Source organism: Bacillus sp. FSL K6-3431 (assembly GCF_038002605.1).
Taxonomy (GTDB): Bacteria; Bacillota; Bacilli; order Bacillales; family Bacillaceae_C; genus Lederbergia.
In genome coordinates, this window is record NZ_JBBOCT010000001.1 from 2,854,713 (window position 1) to 2,877,409 (window position 22,697).

The 22,697-nt window shown below is 41.4% G+C and carries 14 protein-coding genes and 1 riboswitch; of the genes, 3 read left to right on the forward strand and 11 right to left on the reverse strand.

The window, feature by feature from the left end; translation table 11 throughout:
- Positions 1–29 precede the first annotated feature (29 nt).
- The 5 genes from MHB53_RS14055 to MHB53_RS14075 all read right to left on the reverse strand — a co-directional run bounded on the left by MHB53_RS14055 (position 30) and on the right by MHB53_RS14075 (position 7,007).
- The gene (locus MHB53_RS14055) at positions 30–1,166 is read right to left on the reverse strand and encodes an acyl-CoA dehydrogenase (RefSeq protein ID WP_340919407.1); all 1,137 of its coding nucleotides are present in this window, start codon (positions 1,164–1,166) and stop codon (positions 30–32) included.
- A gap of 17 nt (positions 1,167–1,183) precedes the next feature.
- Positions 1,184–2,320, reverse strand: a complete 1,137-nt coding sequence (locus MHB53_RS14060; protein WP_340919409.1) for an acyl-CoA dehydrogenase — start codon at positions 2,318–2,320, stop codon at positions 1,184–1,186.
- A gap of 38 nt (positions 2,321–2,358) precedes the next feature.
- The gene (locus MHB53_RS14065) at positions 2,359–3,210 is read right to left on the reverse strand and encodes a 3-hydroxybutyryl-CoA dehydrogenase (protein WP_340919411.1); all 852 of its coding nucleotides are present in this window, start codon (positions 3,208–3,210) and stop codon (positions 2,359–2,361) included.
- A gap of 18 nt (positions 3,211–3,228) precedes the next feature.
- Positions 3,229–4,416, reverse strand: a complete 1,188-nt coding sequence (locus MHB53_RS14070; protein WP_340919412.1) for an acetyl-CoA C-acetyltransferase — start codon at positions 4,414–4,416, stop codon at positions 3,229–3,231.
- Between the two features lie 488 nt (positions 4,417–4,904).
- Positions 4,905–7,007 (reverse strand): (Fe-S)-binding protein, encoded by a 2,103-nt coding sequence (locus MHB53_RS14075; protein WP_340919414.1) that lies wholly within the window; start codon positions 7,005–7,007, stop codon positions 4,905–4,907.
- 358 nt (positions 7,008–7,365) lie between these two features.
- Between MHB53_RS14075 and MHB53_RS14080 the strand changes: the two genes are divergently transcribed.
- Complete coding sequence (locus tag MHB53_RS14080) at positions 7,366–10,656, forward strand: chondroitinase family polysaccharide lyase (protein ID WP_340919416.1); 3,291 nt, start codon at positions 7,366–7,368, stop codon at positions 10,654–10,656.
- Positions 10,657–10,795: 139 nt separating this feature from the next.
- On the opposite strand, the gene MHB53_RS14085 is transcribed toward MHB53_RS14080, so the two are convergent.
- From MHB53_RS14085 to MHB53_RS14095, 3 genes are read right to left on the reverse strand one after another with little or no spacing between them, the layout of a single operon-like run.
- The gene (locus tag MHB53_RS14085) at positions 10,796–12,097 is read right to left on the reverse strand and encodes an ABC transporter ATP-binding protein (protein WP_340919418.1); all 1,302 of its coding nucleotides are present in this window, start codon (positions 12,095–12,097) and stop codon (positions 10,796–10,798) included.
- Positions 12,098–12,100: 3 nt separating this feature from the next.
- Positions 12,101–13,162, reverse strand: a complete 1,062-nt coding sequence (locus MHB53_RS14090; RefSeq protein WP_340919420.1) for a FecCD family ABC transporter permease — start codon at positions 13,160–13,162, stop codon at positions 12,101–12,103.
- Positions 13,125–14,102: an ABC transporter substrate-binding protein gene (locus tag MHB53_RS14095; protein WP_445661435.1), complete on the reverse strand. Its 978-nt coding sequence runs from the start codon at positions 14,100–14,102 to the stop codon at positions 13,125–13,127. Before MHB53_RS14095 ends, MHB53_RS14090 begins: the two co-directional genes overlap by 38 nt.
- Positions 14,103–14,227: 125 nt before the next feature.
- A riboswitch (cobalamin riboswitch) is annotated at positions 14,228–14,412 on the reverse strand.
- 150 nt (positions 14,413–14,562) lie between these two features.
- Between MHB53_RS14095 and cls the strand changes: the two genes are divergently transcribed.
- Positions 14,563–15,762, forward strand: a complete 1,200-nt coding sequence (gene cls / locus MHB53_RS14100) for a cardiolipin synthase (RefSeq protein ID WP_340919424.1) — start codon at positions 14,563–14,565, stop codon at positions 15,760–15,762.
- Between the two features lie 485 nt (positions 15,763–16,247).
- Here cls and MHB53_RS14105 read toward each other — a convergent pair whose 3' ends face one another.
- The 3 genes from MHB53_RS14105 to MHB53_RS14115 all read right to left on the reverse strand — a co-directional run bounded on the left by MHB53_RS14105 (position 16,248) and on the right by MHB53_RS14115 (position 20,127).
- Positions 16,248–17,408 (reverse strand): IS256 family transposase, encoded by a 1,161-nt coding sequence (locus tag MHB53_RS14105; RefSeq protein ID WP_340924668.1) that lies wholly within the window; start codon positions 17,406–17,408, stop codon positions 16,248–16,250.
- A gap of 614 nt (positions 17,409–18,022) precedes the next feature.
- The gene (gene argS / locus MHB53_RS14110; protein WP_340919427.1) at positions 18,023–19,693 is read right to left on the reverse strand and encodes an arginine--tRNA ligase; all 1,671 of its coding nucleotides are present in this window, start codon (positions 19,691–19,693) and stop codon (positions 18,023–18,025) included.
- The gene (locus MHB53_RS14115; RefSeq protein WP_340919430.1) at positions 19,693–20,127 is read right to left on the reverse strand and encodes a DUF1934 domain-containing protein; all 435 of its coding nucleotides are present in this window, start codon (positions 20,125–20,127) and stop codon (positions 19,693–19,695) included. The genes argS and MHB53_RS14115 overlap by 1 nt, the downstream gene beginning before the upstream one ends.
- Positions 20,128–20,694: 567 nt before the next feature.
- On the opposite strand from MHB53_RS14115, the gene MHB53_RS14120 reads away from it, so the two are divergent.
- Positions 20,695–22,674: a transglycosylase domain-containing protein gene (locus MHB53_RS14120; RefSeq protein WP_340919432.1), complete on the forward strand. Its 1,980-nt coding sequence runs from the start codon at positions 20,695–20,697 to the stop codon at positions 22,672–22,674.
- Positions 22,675–22,697: the final 23 nt, after the last annotated feature.

Sequence of the window (22,697 nt, forward strand, 5' to 3'; positions counted from 1 at the left end):
CGACCTTTATGGAGCAATCGTATTCATTATCATTTTGTTAACATTCGTGAAATGACGAGTCGTTGGATTTCTTGGGTGCCTTCGTAAATTTGGGTAATTTTTGCATCGCGCATAAATCGTTCTACAGGGTAGTCTTTTGTATAGCCATAGCCACCGAAAACCTGTACTGCCTCTGTCGTTACTTTCATCGCCGAGTCCCCAGCCATCAATTTAGACATAGCTGATTCCTTTCCATATGGAAGACCTGACGATTCGAGCCATGCTGCTTGGTATGTGAGGAGACGGGACGCTTCTATACTTGTCACCATGTCTGCTAGTTTAAAGGATATTCCTTGATTATCAGCGATCGGCTTCCCGAATTGTTTGCGTTCCTTTGCATAAGTGATTGATGCATCTAGCGCACCTTGTGCGATGCCAACTGCCTGTGCGGCTATACCGTTACGACCACCGTCCAGTGTCATCATGGCGATTTTAAATCCTTCTCCTACTTCTCCAAGCATGTTTTCAATAGGGACCTTACAATCTTCGAAAATAATTTCTGTTGTCGGTGAGGAACGGATGCCAAGTTTTTTCTCTTTTTTCCCTACAGAGAACCCAGCGAAATCTTTTTCAATGATAAACGCAGTCGTACTCCGTTTGTCACTCAGTTCTGTTAAAGCAAACACGATATAAATATCAGCAATGCCACCATTTGTAATAAATATTTTCGAACCATTAATAATATAATCTGCTCCATCAAGGCGTGCCGATGTTTTCATCGCCCCAGCATCTGATCCTGAAGCAGGTTCTGTTAGCCCATACGCGCCTATTTTTGAACCTTCAGCAAGAGGCCTTAAATACTTCTGTTTCTGTTCCTCGGTCCCAAACTTATAGAGCGGCCAGCTAGCAAGTGATGTGTGAGCGGAAAGAGTTACCCCAGTTGATGCGCAAACGCGAGATAACTCCTCTATAGCAATACAATATGCTAAATAATCACTGCCAATTCCACCATACTCTTCTGGCCAAGGAATACCTGTTAGGCCAAGTTCGGCCATTTTTTCGAATAACTCGATATCAAAGCGTTCCTTTTCATCTCTTTCTGCCGCAGTTGGCGCCACTTCCTTTTGGGCAAAATCACGAACCATCTTCCTAATCATTATGTGTTCTTCACTTAATTTAAAGTTCATGTAATTTAGCCCCCTTACTATTTTATAAGGTGCTTACTAATAACGATTCGTTGGATTTCGCTTGTGCCTTCGTATATTTCTGTAATTTTCGCGTCGCGGAAGTAACGTTCAACTGGGTAATCTTCTGTGTAGCCGTATCCTCCGAAAACTTGAATCGCTTCTGTAGCTACTTCTACCGCTGTTTTGGATGTGAATAGTTTGGCAATTGATGTTTCTTGTGCACAAGGAAGTCCACGCGCCCATAAATCAGCCGCCCGATATACGAGCAATCTAGCGCTCTCTACTGCAGTAGCCATATCTGCTAGCTTAAAGGCGATTCCTTGCTGCCTTGCTATCGATTTTCCAAATTGTTTGCGCTCTGCGGCGTAGTTTATTGCGGCTTCACATGCTGCTTCAGCAATTCCAAGCGCTTGTGCGGCGATGCCAATACGGCCGACATTCAGGTTAGCTAACGCAATTCTAAAGCCTTCTCCTTCCGAGCCTAGGAGGTTCCCTATAGGTATTTTCATATTTTCAAATGTTAGTTGAACAGTTCTCGATCCGTGAAGCCCCATTTTTTTCTCGTCTTTTCCAATTATCAATCCAGGAGCTGTTTTTTCCACGATAAAAGCGGAGATGCCCCGTTGCCCTTTGGCTGGTGCTGTTAACGCAAAAACAATATATATATCAGCTTCTCCGCCATTTGTAATAAAAGCTTTCGTACCATTTAACAGATAATGATCATCTTTTTTCACAGCTCGTGTTTTTAAATTAGCCGCATCTGAACCCGCTCCTGGCTCTGTTAGGCAAAAAGCACCTAGATATTGCCCGCTTGCAAGCTTTGTGACATACTTTTGTTTCTGTTCTTCCGTTCCAAAGTATAGAATTGGATTCGTCCCAACAGACGTATGCACAGATAATATAACACCGATCGTTGCACTTACTTTGGAGAGTTCTTGAATCGCTATAACGTAAGACATAAAGTCCATTTCTGCCCCATTATATTTTTCAGGTATAGGAATTCCCATCAGGCCGAGCTTAGCCATTTTATTTAATATCTCCCTTGGAAACTCTCCCGCTTCCATGCGATCAATAAACGGTACTATTTCTTTTTGCGCAAAATCACGAACCATTTTCCGCATCATTGTTTGTTCCTCTGTTAACTGAAGATTCATCGCTGTCCCCCCTAACTGTCTGACACCGCTAAAACTATTCAGTCATAAAAGTAAAATCCACGCCCGCTTTTTCTACCAAGCCAACCAGCCTTTACATATTTTCTTAAAAGCGGACATGGTCGATATTTATCATCGCCAAATCCTTCATGTAACGTCTCCATAATGTATAAACACGTATCAAGTCCGATGAAATCGGCAAGTTCAAGTGGTCCCATCGGATGATTCACACCTAGTTTTAACACCCTATCAACCGATTCCTTCGTTGCGACGCCTTCATATAAAGTGTATACAGCTTCATTGATCATTGGCATCAATATTCGATTAGATACGAATCCTGGAAAATCATTCACTTCAACTGGTGTTTTATTAAGATTCAGCGCCATTTCTTCAATATCCTGGTACACTCCATCGGCTGTGACAAGCCCGCGAATGATTTCAACTAACTTCATAGCGGGAACCGGATTCATAAAATGCATACCAATTACTTTTTCTGGTCTCGTTGTTGCCGCAGCAATTTCGGTGATTGGAAGAGATGAAGTATTCGTTGCTAAAATAGCATGCTCTGGTGCATATTTGTCTAATTCAGCAAAAATATTCTTTTTAATATCCATATTTTCTATTGCTGCTTCGATCACTACATCTGCATATTGTGCATGTTGTAAATCCGTAGATTTAAATAGTTGATCAAATATGAGTACTTTTTCTCCCTCGGTCATCCTTGCTCTGGCTACTTGACGGCTAAGACTTTTGGAAATACGATCGAATCCTTTATTGACCAAGGCTTCATCTATATCATTCACATACACCTTATAGCCAGACTGCGCACATATTTGAGCTATACCAGCGCCCATTTGTCCAGCACCGATCACCATTACTGTTTTAATATCCACAGGAATCCTCCTCTTTTTTTATTGTTTCGGGACTTCTATTAAGACAGCGTCGCCCTGTCCACCTCCGGAACAGATCGAAGCAATACCGAGACCACCACCCCGCCGCTTTAACTCGTATACGAGTGTCAAAATAATTCTTGCGCCACTTGCACCAATTGGATGCCCTAGTGCAACCGCACCGCCATTAACATTCACTTTTTCCTCATTAAGGTTGGCTATTTTATTACTAGTAAGCGCTACAGCGGCAAATGCTTCATTTATTTCAAAAAGATCGATCTGACCCAATGGCGTACCGGTTTTTTCTAGTAATTTATTAATAACAAGCCCTGGCGTCTGCGGGAAGTCTTTCGCTTCTACAGCAATCTCTGCATGGCCAAGAATATATGCTAGCGGTGTTTTCCCGTCTTGCTTCGCACGCACTTCACTCATCAGCACCAAAGCAGCCGCACCATCATTGACGCCGGGCGCATTTCCTGCAGTAATCGTACCCGCCTGCTCGAAAACGGGCGGAAGCTTCGCTAACTTTTCGATCGAAGTATCTTTTCTTGGCCCCTCATCTTCTTTTATTAAAACTGGGTCACCTTTACGCTGTGGTATTTCCACCGCAATAATTTCTTCGGAAAGTAAGCCGCTTTTGATTGCAGCTACTGCCCGTTTATGACTCCGCATCGCCCACTTATCTTGCGCCGCTCTCGTAATCTCGAATTCTTCCGCTGATATATTTCCATACGATCCCATATGAACACCGGAAAAAGAACACGTCAATCCATCATGGATCAATAAATCAATCATCGTCGCGTTGCCCATTTTATAACCCCATCGTGCTTTTGGCAGTATGTATGGTGCATTCGACATTGATTCCATCCCACCTGCCACAATTATATCTTCATCACCTGCACGAATAATTTGATCTGCCATCGTAATCGCTCGCATGCCTGAAGCACATACCTTATTTATCGTTTCCGTTTTCACTCCCCAAGGAATTCCCGCTACACGTGCAGCCTGTATCGAGGGGAGTTGACCTTGACCTCCTTGTAAAACGGTTCCCATCATCACTTCCTGTACCATTTCAGGTGGTACAGCCGCTCGATGTAAAGCCTCTTTTATCGCGAAGCCACCTAGCTGCGATGCAGTGAGTGAGCTAAGTACACCTCCATATTTTCCGAACGGCGTGCGCGCTCCCGCTACAATAACTGTTTTTACCATGTTTTTTCTCGCCTCCTTATATAAACCAGCTACACTTCATCGCATCACTTTTTACTATATTCCCGTCATCTAGACGAAATAATCCCAGCAGTACTCTAATAAAAAAAGGAAGATAAAGACGCTCCAAAATAATTTTGAGGCGTCTTTATTTAAGAGATAAGAAATTTTTAGAGTACAATTTTCAAAAAGTCATCTATTCTATGTCTTACTCATACTTACGTATAGGATGTACCAGGCCCACCTACGCCACTAGTCGTGACGATTTAGGGTGACAAGTGACCAGCAACTAGCAACTATCAAACTTCCGGATTCTCAACATCCGTTCCCTTACACGTCTAGCTATAGGACCCGCTCGAGGTTATAGGCCAAATCCCATCAAGAAAGGATCGTCTACTACCTCCGCCAGGTCCTGTGACAACTTAAGCACCCACTCATTCTGCGAGTGTAGTCTGTACGTTACTAAACGGACGCTTGTGCTTTTCTTATGTTTATGCAGATTGTTGATCCCCGCATACCGCTTTCTCGAGGAGTTCTGCGACATCGTATGTCTTAACTGTTTCTTCCATTTCTTTTGCCTTTGTACCATCTGAGAGCATGGTCAGACAATACGGACAACCTGAACTGATGACTGATGGTTCAACTGCAAGAGCCTGTTCCGTTCTCGCAACATTCACACGCTGACCAGTATCCTCCTCCATCCACATCAATCCCCCGCCAGCTCCACAGCACATACCGGTTTCCCGATTGCGTTCCATCTCTACAAGGGTCACACCTTGGATTGACTTAAGAATTTCCCGAGGTGGGTCATACACATCGTTATAGCGGCCGAGATAGCAAGAATCGTGAAAGGTTATTTTTTCTTCTACCACAAATTGTGGGATCAAGCGTCCTTCTTTTAAAAGCTGATCGAGCAGCTCCGTATGATGGAATACTTCTACTTCCAAACCAAAGTCAGGATATTCATTTTTAAAAATATTATATGCATGAGGATCGATCGTCACGATCCTTTTCACATCATTTTTCTCGAATTCAGTGATGTTTGCTGTTGCTAGCTCTTGAAATAAAAACTCATTTCCAAGGCGACGCGGCGTATCACCTGAATTTTTTTCTTTATTACCGAGAATCGCAAATTTCACACCGGCTTCATTAAGAAGTTTTGCAAATGATAGAGCAATTTTTTGACTGCGATTATCAAATGCACCCATCGAACCAACCCAAAAAAGATAATCAAAATCTTCGCCCACTTTTTTTAATTCTTTTACAGTTGGGACATAAACATCCTCACGAGCTTCACGCCAATTTTCTTTTTCCTTACGATTCAATCCCCATGGATTGCCTTGGCGTTCAATATTTTGCATAGCACGTTGAGCATCGGTATCCATTTTCCCTTCCGTTAAGACAAGATAGCGGCGCATATCTATAATTTGACTTACATGCTTATTCATTACTGGACACTGATCTTCACAATTACGACATGTCGTACATGCCCATATTTCCTCTTCCGTGATTACCTCTCCAATCATACTTGGATGATATTCTAAAGTCGCGGCAGCCTCAACCGTACCTTCCCCACCACTTGCTTTCGCTATCTGATTCGCCTTCGTGTTTGCAAATGCATATGTTGGAACCCATGGTTGTTTTTGCGTTACTGCGGCACCGTGATTTGTTAAATGATCCCGCAGCTTAATCATGAGATCCATTGGTGAAAGCATTTTTCCCGTACCTGTTGCCGGACACATATTCGTACATCTTCCACATTCCACACATGCATAAAGATCCAGTAATTGTAGATCAGTAAATTCTTCTATTTTTCCAACTCCATAGGTTTCAGATTCGTCTTCAAAATCTATCGCTTTTAACTTTCTTCCACCATCAAGTGGCTCAAAGTATGCATTTGCAGGTCCTGCAATTAAATGGGCATGCTTTGACTGTGGTACATACACTAGAAAGCTTAAAAGCAACAATAGATGTATCCACCAAGCAATGTAGAAAATAACGGCCGCTACACTTGGACTTAACCAACTAAATGCTGCAGCGATCCCAGCGGCAACAGGTTCGGTCCACGTGGATGGTTCATTATGCCAAATAAGTGACATCCCATTCCCGAGCAGAACCGTCAGCATTAAGCCACCAATAAACAACAATACAAGTCCAGCGTAAAATCCGCGTTTTAATCGAACAAGCTTTTCCACATAGCGACGATAAAACGCCCATACGACGGCGACAAGAATAACGAGTGTAACAATTTCTTGAAAAAATTTGAATCCGGAATAAAGCGGACCGAGTGGCAAATGTGAACCGGGCACAAGTCCTTTCCAAATGTAATCAATCGCACCAAACTGGACGAGAATAAATCCGTAAAAAAACATTACATGAATGGTGCCACTTTTTTTATCTTTCAGTAACTTTTTCTGTCCAAACACATTAACGCCTATTTTTTTAAGGCGCGCTTTCACATCGTTATCGAACACTTCTTTTTTCCCAAGTTTAATAAAGGTGATACGTGTCTTTACTACATAGATGAATAAAAAGATTGCGTAAGCGGTTACAGAGAGAAATGCAATCCAATTAATCCAGAATAATATATCCATCTTGCCAACCACTCCCTTCCCGTATAAAGAAATCTATTTATCTCTCAAATAACTTATTACTATCATTATATAATGAATGACCATTCAGTCAAGGAGGAATTAAAACGTAACTAACTATTTTGACTTCTATATTATAAAAAAGTTTATTCCCCGGCCTTTAGACGCATTTAAATAAAGATAGCACTACTATTGACTGCATTTAAGCTGATAACAGGACGTTTTTCACAATATTAATTAAGTAAATGAGCAGGGGCATAAAGTTTTCACCTTCCCAAGCTCCTTTTCACTTAGATAAAATTACCCTTAAATGAAGGTGTTTACCGGATTTTTTCCGATTTATAGAAGGGGGGATTGAAAAATGAAACACTCTTACAACAAGCAACAAGATCCGTTACAAACTAAACATCGCTTAACTTATGAAATGAAAAAGGTGATTAACAAAGATTCGACGAAAAGTTTACTTAGAGGTAAGCCCGAATGGTTCAAGTATCATAGAAAACGATTTATCGCTATATCTATTACAGTAGCCTTGTCTACTCCAGCGGTTTGGTCAATACCTGCAGCGGCTGCAACTGAGACGCCAGTATTAACTACAAGTAAAAAAACTAATTCAAATGAAAGTGCATCTTCCGCACAATTAATTGAAACAGAAGCGAGATCGATGGGCATTCCGCTATTCACTTTTGAAAATGGGGTACCAAAGAATTTTAAATTAAAAGGTGGCGGTCATCTTGAGGTGAACGAACTACATTCAAAGGATGGTACTCAGTCCCTTAAATGGGATTATGCAAGCAGTTCCACTCTAACAATCAAGGAGAAAATTGGTTATAGCCCATTTGTTCCAAATGATCGTGATCAATCAATTAGTACATTTGTTGTATGGGTTTATAATGAAAAACCGAAAGACGAATCCGTTACCTTTCAATTTGGAAGAGGAAATAAACCTGATAGTTGGTTCGAGATGAATCTCAATTTTAGTGGGTGGAGAACAGCTTGGGTATCGTTTGAACGTGATATGAAAGGATCTCCACATCCAGCTATGAATCGATTGATTATAAAAGCACCAAAGTCTGGAGAAGGGACTTTATATTTCGACTCCATGATGTTGTCTACTCCTGTAGACCCTCGACATCATACACCAGATTTACAAGTCCCATTCGTTAATCCAGGAGTGATGGAAGCTGCGAATGCTCACTGGCTCGGTCTGTTGCATTATTCTCAACAGACTCCCCCAGAATCATCGGAGGAAGTAACAGACACAGATATCAAGGCATTTCGAACAATTGAAGATAAATTTACGGAATTGGCTTTTAAACGAAAAAAGATAACTGATGCCCTTATAACCGATATTCGAACTCGTTATGAATCTTTTGAAATTGTACGTGACGATGAAGTGATACGTGGAAAATCACTATTCATGCCTCACTTCGATCAAATGCCGCAGCCTTTAAAGGAATCTTTCAAGGAATTGAATAATACAGCTGATCTTAGAGCTTTTACTGACTTCATGCAATTGGTGACGGATGCGTACCTTTCCACTGATGATATGGCTTTGAAGAATGAGCTGAAGTCTATGTATGTCGATTTATCCGATCATTTCGCCGATCAAGGATGGAATTACGGTAGTGCACAGGGAACAATGCACCATTTAGGCTATAACGTTCGTGGCTTTTATACTTCAACATTCTTGATGCGTGATGTTCTACGAGAGGCCAATCTTCTCGATCGTACGCAAAAAACGCTGTTATGGTTAAGCGGTGCAGGTAAAATGTATTTACCGTCAGAGCAGATCGAAGGTAATATTGATATTTTAAACACGACACTAAACGGCATGTTGGCCAGTATTTTGATACAGGAAGATACAAAGGATAAAGTTAGAGATTTTGAAAGCTTTTCTTCTTGGCTATCGCAAGGACTACGACCAGCCAATGGATTAGATCCTGCATTCAAGAAGGATGGATCTGCATATCATCACGCTAACCATTATCCAGCTTATGCGAATGATGCATTTAAAGGAGTTACTCCCATTATGTATGTGTTATCCGGCACCCATTTCAAGGTAGCAGAAGATGCGCATCAAACTTTGAAAAAAGCACTGCTCGCTATGCGGCTTTATTCTAATAAAACGGAGTGGTTGATTAGCATTTCAGGACGCCATCCTGATGGAAAAGCTGCTCTGGTTCTGCCACCATATCGTTATATGGCTTTGGCAGGATCCCCGGATGGAGAAGAAACGATTGATCGTGAAGTAGCTGCAGCCTATTTGCGGTTATCTGATAACGAGGATGCGACCGTTCGCCAGTTCAGGGCCTTGGGGATCGAAGCGGAACTAGCTCCGAATGGATTTTGGGCAATGAATTATGCCAATCTTGGATTGCATAGACGTGACGATTGGCTAGTTGGTGTCAAAGGATATAGCCGTTATTTATGGGGAAATGAAACTTATGAGAATGCAAACCTGTATGGTCGTTATATGTCTTATGGGCAAATGCAAATTATGGGGTATGACAATCACATGAACAGCGGTTATGTTCATGATGGCTGGGATTGGAACCGTTGGCCAGGTACTACTACAATTCACCTGCCATTTGAAAAGTTACGCTCCGATGTTCGGAATGTGGACCGTTTCAGCGGATTTGAGGAAATGCTTCTGTCTGATGAGACATTTTCGGGAAGCTTAAGTTTACAAGGAGATAATGGGATGTTTGCCATGAAGCTTCATGAACATCCTAAATATGATGGTACTCATCGCGCCCGAAAATCATACTTTTTCTTCGATAACCGAATTATATCATTAGGTTCAGACATAGAAAATATGAATAATGAGTATTCAACGGAGACGACACTTTTCCAAAATTATATGCCTGAAAAAACTGATCCGACATGGATGTCCACAGAAGACGCTATCACTGAATTTCCGTATGAAGATCGTCATGAACTTTCTCGTGACGCATGGCTCATCGACAATAAGGACAACGGTTATTATGTACCATCTGGACAGACAATCGCGATGAAGCGATCTGAGCAGCAGTCGAAACATCAGAAGGATGGGTCAGAAACAACAGGAAATTTTGCAACGGCTTGGATTGATCACGGAAAGGCTCCTAAAGATGGAATGTATCAATATGCTGTATTAGTTAAGACAAATACGGAAGAGATGAAAGACTTTGTGGATTCAATGGAGAGCCAAAACGCCGCTCCATACAATGTATTACAGCAGGACCGAACGGCACATGTCGTACACGACCACACGACTGGTATAACTGGTTATGCCTTATTCGAAGCAAGTGATGCTGTCGATCAAGGGATTGTCCGTGCAGTAGATACTCCGTCCATGGTGATGACTCGCAAAGATGGAAACCGAATTGTCCTGAGCGTAGTAGATCCCAATTTACGTTTATATGAAGGTATCGAGGATGATCAATATGACGAAAATGGTGTTCAAAAAGAAGTAAGTATATATTCCCGCAGTTGGCGACATGCAGAGAGTATTATGCGCCCGATGAAACTAACAATCGAAGGTGAATGGACAACGGTTTCTGCCGATGATCGGATTCGGATTCTATCCTCGGTAAACGGACAAACACAAATAGAATTTGACAGCAAGGACGCCGAACCTATAGAGCTTGTTTTAGAACCTAAACAATAATAAATGTACATTTTTAAAAGACACCTTTTATTTTGTGGTGTCTTTTAAACTATATACCAGCGTCTTTATCCATTTCATTTTCGTTTGACTTTATTATGGATATTAAGCTTTTGCCCTGCTATATCATGTGATTTCCAACTTATTCCCTATCCATTACTTGTATCTTTTCAAGTACACCTTCGCGTATCATCGTTCTGAGCTGCGATCCTTCAACACTTATCCCACTTTGTACAGCAGCAATCACAACTCCACCTTGATCACGTTCCACAGCTGACAGAGCGTTTGCCTCACCAACTGCAGAAATAGCTTGTATAAAAACGTCATCCGAAATTATTCCATTTATAAATACCCATGTATTTAATGCATCTATACTAGCACCTTTCGCAACAACTATAAACAGGGAGAAGCCATGCCCTTCATACGTGCCATAGAAGACATCTTTCTTACTAGCTGCTACCATTGCAATGGTTTCTTCTACAAATACTTTCTTCAAGGCTTCCGCTGAAAAAGCATTAACAAACCGATTTCTCCAACCAAATCCGCTTCCCACTAACGCAGAAGCCATTACTTTCATTGGTATTGGTGAACAGAGTTCTATTGCGTCTTCACTAATTGTTAGAAACTGCTCGTTAATGATAATTCGATCGCTATTTTGTTGTCCACTTACTTCTGGAAGTAAAACCACTTGCGGTTGGGGCACTTGTGGATGAAATTGCTCTACAACTTTTGTTTGATACACATCACGAATTCTATCCTCTTGTAAAACGATTTGAGGCTTACCAAGCACTTCAACCTCTCCACGATTCAAAAGCAGAAGCCTATCACAATATAATCCAGCTAGATTCAAATCATGGAAAATCGACACAACTGTTAGTCCTCGCTCCCGAGTCCAATTTTTCAATTGATCCATTAATTCCTTTTGATATGCCAGGTCTAAGTGATTTGTCGGTTCATCCAGCAAAAGAATTTCCGGCTGTTGAGCAAGCGCTTGGGCAAGAAAAACCCGCTGGCGTTCCCCACCTGATAGCTCTTGTAAAAGTTTGTTCTGAAACTTTTCTACTCCAGTGGCAGCCATTGCTTCATGAACTAATACTTCATCATCTGGATGCCTTGAGTGTAGCCAGCCACTTTGATGCGCATACCGGCCAAGTGAGACAGTTTCCTTTACTGTATAGGCGAAAACCTCAGAGGAGACTTGTGGTAAAACAGCGGCTACCCTTGCTAGCTCCTTGGCAGTATATGAGCTAATTTGCTGACCTTTTATAAAAACTTCCCCTTTTTCAGGTGTTAGCAATCCACTAATCATCTTTAATAACGTTGTCTTTCCACTACCATTCGGTCCAAGGATACCAAATAATTCGCCACTGTTAACTGTAAATGACACATCATTAAGCACACTATTTCCAGGATACCCCCCTGAAATATTTTTCACATTCAGCATGTCTTATCCTCTTCTTTCCACACGTCTTCTCACTAAAATTGCCGCAAAAGCAGGTGCACCGATTAATGCCGTAATCACACCAATTGGCAACTCGGCTGGCTGGATGATTGTCCGTGCCACCAGATCAGCTAAGATGAGAAATCCAGCGCCAACCACCAGCGACAAAGGTAATAATCGTTTATGATCGGGTCCCCAAATCATCCGTACTAAGTGTGGAATGACAAGGCCAACAAAGCCAATTGTCCCTGATACAGCCACAGCGGCACCTGTCAATAACGAACCAGCTGCAAGTACTGCGAGTTTTCGGCGTTCCACACTTACCCCAAGATGCTTCGCCCGCTCTTCTCCAAATGACATCGCGTTCAGTTCTCGGGCATTGATCATTAAAATAAACCCACCAATTAAAAAGAAAGGTAGAATAATCTGGATATAGCTCCACCCTCTCATCGATACACTACCCAATAGCCAGCCAATGATTTGGCGCAGCTCCTCACCAGAAAGTGCAATCATTAGCGAAAGTAATGCACCTAGAAAAGAACTAAAAATGATTCCCGTTAAAATAATTGTTTCCACTTTCATAGAAGGTTCGATGCTTTTAGCAAAAAATAATACGAGGAAAATAGTCAAGAAGGCAGCAGTTATACTAACAAGAGGCAATGTGAAAATCCCTACAAACTGTATACTGATTTGAAAAAACAGTACACAAACAGCACCTACAGAGGCTCCAGATGAAACGCCTAGCGTATATGGATCTGCGAGCGGATTACGAAGCAGCCCTTGGAAGGCTCCTCCTGCCATTGCAAGAGAAGCCCCAACTAGACCAGCCAGTAATACCCGTGGCAGGCGGATATTCATCACGATGGTCGCGTGCATCGAATCAATATGTTCGCTTAGCGGTAAATGGAAAACCTTTGCTCCAACAATAAATGCGATGTCTGTAAAAGGCACGCGGACCGCCCCAATTGAAATGCCTAAAAACATCGTAAATAGTAAAAACCCACCTGCAACTACATATGAAATTACCTGTTTATTTCCCGAAAACTTCTGGGTAAATGGCTTTTGCAAGCTCCTCTACTCCTTCGATAATCCGCGGTCCGGAACGACTTACAAGATCTTCATTTACTTCATATACTTGTTTTTCCTTCACAGCAGTCATATCCTGCCATCCTTTACGTTCCAGTACTAGTTCAGTTGCATTTTCCACACCATATGTCGTTATGATCACATCTGGATTTAGCACAAGCACTGCTTCTTCATTCATTTGAGGGTAACCGTCTTCTTTAACCGCATTTTGTGCATTGATTACTTTTAGCATTTCATTCATAAATGTATTTTGTCCCGATGCATACATTTCAGGTGCAGGGGATATTTCTACAAATACTGTTTTCTGGTCTTCTTCAGAAATAGACTCTGCTTGTTTTTTAATTGCAGCCAATTTTGCTTTCATGTCATCGATCAATTGATCAGATTCTTCCGACTTCCCTGTTGCTTTTGCAACCATCTCGATCGATTCATATACTGCCTCAAAACTTTGTGCATCATTAACCACCAGGACAGTTATCCCACTATCCTCCAGCTGTTTCAGCCCAGATTCCCACATAGAAACGGTTGAACCATGAGCAAGTACTACGTCAGGCTCTAATGAAATGATTTTTTCGATATTTAACTCCATACCTGCTACTTTTTCTATTTCATTAACTTCTTCGGGATAATTGTCAGATTCAGAAACCCCTACAACTGTATCACCTGCACCTAGGGCATAGACAATTTCCGTATTACTTGGCATAAGCGTAACAATCTTTTCTGGCTTTTTCTCAATCACTACATCTTTATTTGTTGCATCTTTGATCGTAACCGGAAAAGTCTCTACTGATGCGTTTTCTTGATCTGTTTGATCAGACACCGATTCATTATTGTTTTCAACTGGTGTTGGCTCAGCCTCATTTCCACATGCTGCTAAAAAAACGAGCATGAAGGCTATGAGCAGTGCATTTAATTTTTTCACGATTCTCTCCCCCTTTTTCATTTTACAAAAAATAAAAACATCCCCAACGAATGGAGATGTACGATTAATGGACAGCTTTTAATAAAGCATCTGCTAATCCACCTTCGCCCATCCTCGTAGGTTAATCTGGTGTAATGGCATCGGCAGGTCTCCTGACTCATGATCATCGTTTGCTGCTCCTTCCCGTACAATACGCACAGTGGATTATAATACAGCTCACTCCCATTTACAGTGGCGGGACCGCGTTGGATTTTAACCAACTTCCCTTTTGAGCTTTTACATAGATAGCGCAAATATGGACTTCCCATAAATCCTTTGCTATATATTAAAAAGCACCGATAACCGTTATATATTTTTATAAATACTACATCATTATACATGTATTTTTTATTTCTCACATCTTTTTTAAGCCATAATGGGAATAGTAATAATATATATACATGAGTCGGGAGTGATATAGATGGATTGGATTACAGGAATATGCTTACTGCTTGTATGCATTTTCTTATACCCTTATTTGGATTTTTCTCTCGGCAGATATATACATAGGAAACGAGAGACAAGACGACGTTATCCGCTTAGAAAAGGTCAGCTACAATTGATTACAAATGGTGCTGATTTATATAAAAATTATTTTGATGATCTTCGCAAATCAACATCTACCATACATATCCTTTTTTATATTGTAAAAGATGATCGCTTTAGTGCAGCTTTTTTTGATGTACTAAAAGAGCAGGCACAAAAAGGCGTGCAAGTTCGACTTCTCCTAGACTGGTTCGGCAGCAGAAATGTCCCTAAAAAATGGATTTCTGAAGCCCGCGATCTAGGGATCAAAATTGAATTTTGTCATAGGCCTCATTTTCCTTTTTACTTTTTCACGCTTCAACAAAGGAATCACCGAAAAATTACGATTATCGACGGTAAGATAGGATATTTAGGCGGTTACAATATTGGCAAAGAATATATTGACCTTGATCCAAAATTATCACCGTGGCGCGACTACCATATTCGAATTACCGGAGAAAGCGTTGCTGATATACAACAGGAATTCCTCATCGACTGGAAGCGCGCTACACATGCGGATGTTAATGCAGATCCCATATCTTTTTCCGACCAACCCGAAAATATGGAGCATTACCTATTTCCTTCAGAGGGGATAGATGTGGAAGAAAAACTTGTTCAATTAATGGAAAAGGCACAAAAGACAGTCATCATCGGCACACCTTATTTCGTACCACCAAAGAGGTTATTTACTGCTATCGAAGCTGCACTTACTAGAGGTGTTTCTGTATCCGTACTTGTTCCAGAAAAATCGGATCATCCAATTGTTAAAGAAGCTTCTTTTCGTTATTTAAAAAGAGTTCTTGCTGGTGGCGGAACGGTTTACCAGTTTCAACATGGATTTTTTCACGCAAAAGTAATTGTCATTGATGGACTTATCTGTGATATTGGCACAGCAAACTTCGATAGAAGAAGCATTCTGTTAAATCATGAAATTAATTGCTTTATATATGACCGCGCTTTTATTGCAGATGTTGAAGAAGCATTAGCTGAAGATATTCGCCACTCGACTAAACTAACTTTAGAAGGTTTAAAAAAAGTAAGAGGATTCGCACGAGTAAAAGCATGGATTGGTAAATTGGTCGAAGGATTATTATAGTTCAGCTTGTTTTTTTATTGAAACAATAGCCAAATATATAGGATCTCAGCAATTTGGCGACTTTTTTTCTGTTTATTGGACGCTCAGGGGATTTTACTGGCGACTCGCGGGATTTGCTGGCCACTCACGGGATTTGCTGGCCACTCTCCGGATTTACTGGCCACTCTCCGGATTTGCTGGCCACTCGCGGGATTTGCTGGCCACTCACGAGATTTGCTGGCCACTCGCGGGATTTGCTGGCCACTCACCGGATTTGCTGGCCACTCACGAGATTTGCTGGCCACTCACGAAATTTACTGGCCACTCACGAGATTTGCTGGCCACTCACGAGATTTACTGGCCACTCACGAGATTTACTAGTCAAGTCCAGACAATTGTGTAATTTAGTTTACAATGTTTTCTTTATGATATTTAGTTATAGTTGGCTATTTTATTTCATCAAGTGAAAAGGGGGTACCCCCTTTTCACTTGATGAAATTGTCATTTTATAAACTCTTTTTTCCGCTTCGTTCTCTGTTTTCATAATCCATTAGTATTGCACCGATAAGTCGAAATGCAGATTGATTATTCGGGAAGATACGTATGACTCTTTCTCTCCTGCGAACCTCCTGATTAAGCCTTTCAAGTGAATTTGTGCTCGCTAGATAACGATGATAACGAGAAGGCTGGTTGAGAAATTGAATGGCATCTTCGAAGCCATCCTCTAAAATTTCAATTGCTTTCTGGACCTTTGCTTCTTCTTCATATTTATCGACAAATTGCTCTTTATATTGGCGAGCTTCTTCTACTGAAATACTATTAAAGATGCGCCTCATGTCAGCGATTATTTGTTTTGATTCTTTTTTTGGCAATCGTTCAATGATATTCCGTTTAAAATGGACAGTGCAACGTTGCCAAGAAGTGCCTATGAATTCCCGCTGAATTGCTTTTTTCAGTCCTTCATGAGCGTCTGAAATAATAAGTTTTGGAGACTGAAGAGCACGTCCTTTCAGGTGTTGGAAGAACCCTTGCCATGCCTCAAAACTCTCAACATGATCGATTTTTAGTCCAATCACTTCACGTCTCTTGTTTTCATTTATCGCTGTAGCGATATAAACTGCCTTGGAAATCACTTTATTATGTTCCCGGACCTTGATATACATGGCATCTGCATAAACGTACGGATAGTACATGGTATTTAGAGGGCGGTTTGCCCACTCATTTACGATTGGATCTAGCTTTCCAGTAAGGGAAGATACGAACGATTTAGAGACGTTTTCTCCACACAGTTGTTGAACGACATTTGTGACTTTTCGAGTGGAAATCCCATTGACCACCATCTCTAACATCGACAATACAAAGGCCTGATCTACACGGGAAAACTTTTCAAACACGGAGGGAGAAAAGTGTCCCTCACGGGTTCTCGGGACTCGCAGTTGAACCCTTCCAATACTAAGGAGAAGCTCTCGCTCGTAGTAGCCATTTCGGTAATCAATGCGTTCGATCGAGCGCTCGTAGGCAGCTGCTTGGAGATAATCATCGCGTTCCTTCTCCATATATTCATTTAGGACAAGTACAATCGTGGATTTTACTACCGCTTCCAGGTTTGAATTTAGCACTGAGTCTTTTAAAATTTCAATATCTAGGTTAAAATTAAGTTGGGTCATCATCAATTCCTCCTCAATGTGATCGTGGTTGAAAACATTGTAACATGAGGTCTTGATGAGACCTTTTCTTTTTACACAATTATACGGACTCTATCGATTTACTGGCCACTCACGAGATTTGCTGGCCACTCACGAGATTTACTGGCCACTCACGAGATTTACTGGCCACTCACGAGATTTACTGGCCACTCACGAGATTTGCTGGCCACTCGCGGGATTTGCTGGCCACTCACGAGATTTGCTGGCCACTCACGAGATTTGCTGGCCACTCGTGGGATTTGCTGGCCACTCACCGGATTTACTGGCCACTCACGAGATTTGCTGGCCACTCGCGGGATTTGCTGGCCACTCACAAGATTTGCTGGCCACTCGCGGGATTTGCTGGCCACTCGCGGGATTTGCTGGCCACTCGCGGGATTTACTAGCCACTCGCGGGATTTGCTGGCCACTCGCGGGATTTGCTGGCCACTCGCGGGATTTACTAGCCACTCGCGGGATTTACTGGCCACTCGGAAAGTTTATTAGCGTTCAGGGATTTTCGCTAATTGATATTTCATATGCGCATTTTTTGACATAGGTAAAGCCGCTATTTTTAAATAGCGGCATGATGCTTCTTACATTTTCTCTGGTGCAGATACGCCAACTAGTGCCAATGCGTTTTTCAATGTGATTTGTACTGCTTTCACAAGTGCTAGTCGAGCTTTTGTTTCTTCTGGGTTGTCTTCGTTTAACACTTTTTCAGCATTGTAAAAGCTGTGGAATGTGGATGCAAGTTCAAAAATATAGTTTGTTACGCGATGTGGGATCCGTTTTTCCGCCGCGTCTGCGACAGCTTGTGGGAACTCTCCAAGTTTTTTCAGTAGTTCAACTGATTTTTCGCTAGCTAATACAGTAAGATCTATTTGTTCATCCATTGTAAAGCCTTTTTCCTGTGCCGAACGCAAAATACTGCAAATTCTCGCATGTGCATATTGCGAGTAATAGACCGGGTTTTCATTTGATTCCGACACAGCTAGATCAAGGTCAAAATCCATATGTGTGTCAGCACTTCTCATTGCAAAGAAGTAGCGAACAGCGTCAAGACCAACTTCTTCAATTAATTCACGCATCGTGACTGCTTTTCCAGTACGCTTGCTCATTTTCATTCTTTCGCCATCTTTATACAAGTTAACGAGTTGAATAATTTCTACTTCCAGACGATCACGCTCGTAACCAAGTGCTTCTATTGCCGCTTTCATCCGCGGAATATAGCCATGGTGATCTGCACCCCAAATATTAATCAATTTATCGAATCCACGGGCGATTTTATCTTGGTGGTAGGCAATATCAGGTGTTAAATATGTGTATGTGCCATCATTCTTAATTAACACACGATCTTTATCGTCACCAAATGTTGTCGAACGGAACCATGTAGCTCCACCTTCCTCATAAATATGACCTTGTTCACGCAGCATTTTTAACCCTACATCGATTTTCCCATTCTCATATAGTGATGTCTCTGAATACCAAACATCAAAAAGGACACGAAATTGTGCGAGGTCTGCTTTTAATTTCGCCATTTCATAGTCAAGTCCATAACGACGGAAAAACTCGAAGCGTTCTTTTTCTTCGACCTTTACATATTTATCACCAAATTCTTTAGCAAGTTTCTCGCCGATACCAATAATATCTTTACCTTGGTAGCCATCTTCCGGCATTTCCTTTTCAAGTCCCAATGCCTGATAGTAGCGTGCTTCCACAGAAAGTGCTAAGTTATGAATTTGATTTCCTGCATCATTAATATAATATTCGCGCGAGACCACATATCCCGCTTTTTCCAACACATTACAAAGTGAATCGCCGACTGCGGCACCACGAGCATGGCCTAGATGAAGATCGCCTGTCGGATTCGCTGATACGAATTCCACTTGAACTTTTAGACCATTTCCAGCATTAGAGCGACCATAATCATCGCCAGCTTTTAAAATTGCTGGAACAAGCTCCGTTAAATAGTTATTATTCATATAAAAATTAATAAACCCGGGTCCAGCTATTTCAATTTTTTCGATAAAAGCTTTTGAATTATCGATATTATCCTGTATCTGTTCTGCGATCATTCTTGGTGCTTTTTTCGCCACACGTGCGAGCTGCATCGCCATATTTGTTGAATAATCTCCATGCGCTTTATCCTTTGGTGTTTCCAAAATCACTTCGGGCATTTCTTCTAATGAAGCTAGCCCGGCCTTAACGGCTGCGTCACTAATAGCTATCTTTAATTCACTTTGCATTTTTTCAACTGCGTTCATTACGTCTCCTCCGTATATATAAATTCTAAATTATACTTTCCTACAAGCTGACCACCCGTAAGCAAATCGTATTCTAAAAGAAAGCGGCCGTGATTCTCATTTTGTTCAAATTGTAATTGATGTGTATGGACCGTCACTGCGAGCGAACCAATCCCACCATCATAGCTTCCCGGCAGTTTTTCGTTTAATCCGAAAGGCAGGCGCATTTTGATAGCTCCACCTCTTAAGATGAGCGCCTCTTCATTTCCCATCCTTACCGTCGTCCTGACTTTCCCGACTTCTTGAACTTCTTCATACATTAAATAAGTATGACCTTGTTTTTGAATCGTCGAACCTTCTACCCATAGCTCAAATGTTTCAATTTCTTGACCTGGATGACGGATTGTTGTTACAAGCCTAATTTTTGCTACCTTTTTTTTCTCTGTCACTTCCATGACTCCGCCCTCCTTTTATGTAAATTATAAAAATACAACTTTTTTAGGGAATATGCATTTATATTAAGTCTTTCTATGTTCAGTTTTGAGTTACATGATGGACTAGTATAGCCCGAGCCACAGAACGTAGCGAACTTAAAGATCGAACCATCTCCACATGCAATGAGGAGTGAGACCCCCGCTTTTCTTATTGTCTAGCTTCAGCACCCAGCGACTAGCAAATTCCAGGATGCTTCCTACGATATGTCAACATCGGTTCGCCTTTCATGTCTAGCTACAGGCGCAAGGGGCTCGAGGTCAAAAGCCAATCCGCCAAGAAGGTAAGGACTAACCTTCTCGCCGTTTTGTCTTATGCTTGTCGTTCCTGAACGAGCGCCTTCCGCTTTTCTTATTCAAATAATCTCTTTATTATAGCTCTCCCATCCATTCATTTCAACAAAGTATTCATCCATGCTAAGGCCAAAAGAAAAGCAGCAAAAGTAAATAATCATTTATTTGGTGAATAAAAAGTGGATTTTACTTTCATACTGATTAAAAAAGATTCATAGAATGCGGGAGGTGGATGGAATGGAAGCTGAGAAAGTTACGAGAAGAAGATGGCGGAACGCAAGATTGCTTACTTTTACCAGTATTTTGGCTTTGTTCGTTGTTGCCATTCTTCTATTTTCCTTTTATTTATACTTAAAAATACTCGGTCCACCTCCATTAGCTATTCCACAATCCAATTTATACTATGCAGAGGATGGATCGATCATTGGGGAAAGCAATAGTGGTCAAAAGCGCTATTGGGTTCCACTAGATGAGATCTCACCTAATACTGTACATGCAATGATTGCGATTGAAGATCGTACTTTTTATGATCATCATGGCTTTGATGTCAAGAGAATTGGTGCTGCGGTATTAGCAAATCTGAAAGCGATGAAGAAAGTGCAGGGTGCCAGTACAATCACTCAGCAGTATGCTCGTAATCTGTTTTTAACACTGGATAAAACGTGGAAAAGAAAGATCTCTGAAGCCTTTTATGCCATGCGCCTAGAAATCAATTACGATAAGGATGAAATATTAGAAGGTTATTTAAATACTATTTCTTATGGACATGGTGCCTATGGGATTGAAGCAGCTAGCCAATACTACTTCGGCAAAAGTGCGGGCGATCTATCGCTTGCGGAAGGTGCTTTGCTGGCTGGAATTCCAAAAGGACCCGGCATATATTCACCACTTATTTCCTTTGAAAAGGCTAAAAAAAGACAATTACTAATCTTAGATGCCATGAAGGAAACTGGTGTTATCTCTAAACAACAATTAAATACAGCGGCGGTGGAAAAGCTTACTTTCATTGGCAAACATCCACATCATCGGGCTGAGTCAGCACCTTACTTTTATGATGCCGTGAAAAAAGAGCTCCTTACTAAGGTCGGATTGGACGATCGTGTTGTGGCGCTAGGAGGTTTAAAGGTATTCACAACGCTTAACCCCCGCCAACAAGAAATTGCAGAGTCAATTGTGAAGGAAACGATAGCTGATTCCTCAGAGATTCAAGTTGGATTTGCTGCGATGGATCCACAATCGGGATTTGTCACAGCGATGATAGGCGGTCGTGATTATGATGAAAGTAATTTTAACCGAGCAACTCAAGCGATTCGACAACCCGGGTCAACCATCAAGCCGCTTCTTTATTATGCAGCACTAGAGCAAGGCTTTACGCCTTCTACTTTATTGCGAAGCGAGGCAACTACGTTTAAATTTAACGACAATCGTTCAGAATATGCTCCACATAATTTTAACAATCAATACGAAAACAGGGAAATTACTATGGCTCAAGCCTTGGCTGTTTCGGATAATATGTACGCTGTGAAAACTCATTTATTTATAGGGCAAACAACCCTAGTTCACACAATGAAAAAATTGGGAATAACAACGGATATCGCTCAAGTACCATCACTTGCACTTGGCAGTTCTGGCGTAAAAGTTACGGAATTATTAAATGCATATGGCATTTTCGCTAATGGCGGCAAGAAAATAGAACCTATTCTCATTCAAAAAGTGGAAGATTATCGGGGGAAAGTGATATATGAGGCAAAACAAAATCACGAACAAATATTAAAGCCTCAGCTTGCGTTTGTTATGAGTCATATGATGACAGGTATGTTTGATATGAAATTAAATGGCCATGCAACTGTAACAGGTGCTTCGATTTCTTCACAAATGAAGCGATTGTATGCTGGTAAATCTGGATCGACTAATTCAGATAGCTGGATGGCAGGCTATACACCTGGACTGGCAGCTACTGTATGGACAGGCTACGACAAAGGTTCGGAAATTACACTCTCAGCTGATAAATTATATGCAAAAAATATTTGGATTCAATTTATGGAGCGTGCGATCACAGGACAACCTGAAGGGCTCCATACATTTAAGCCCCCTTTAGGAGTAGAGCCGATTCCAATTGATCCTGTAACTGGAAAAATCGCTACACAATCATGTCCAACCTTCCGTCTCATGTACTTTGTAAAAGGCACCGAACCCGAGGAATTCTGTATCCATTAATAACCTTTATTACATCGTTTTTT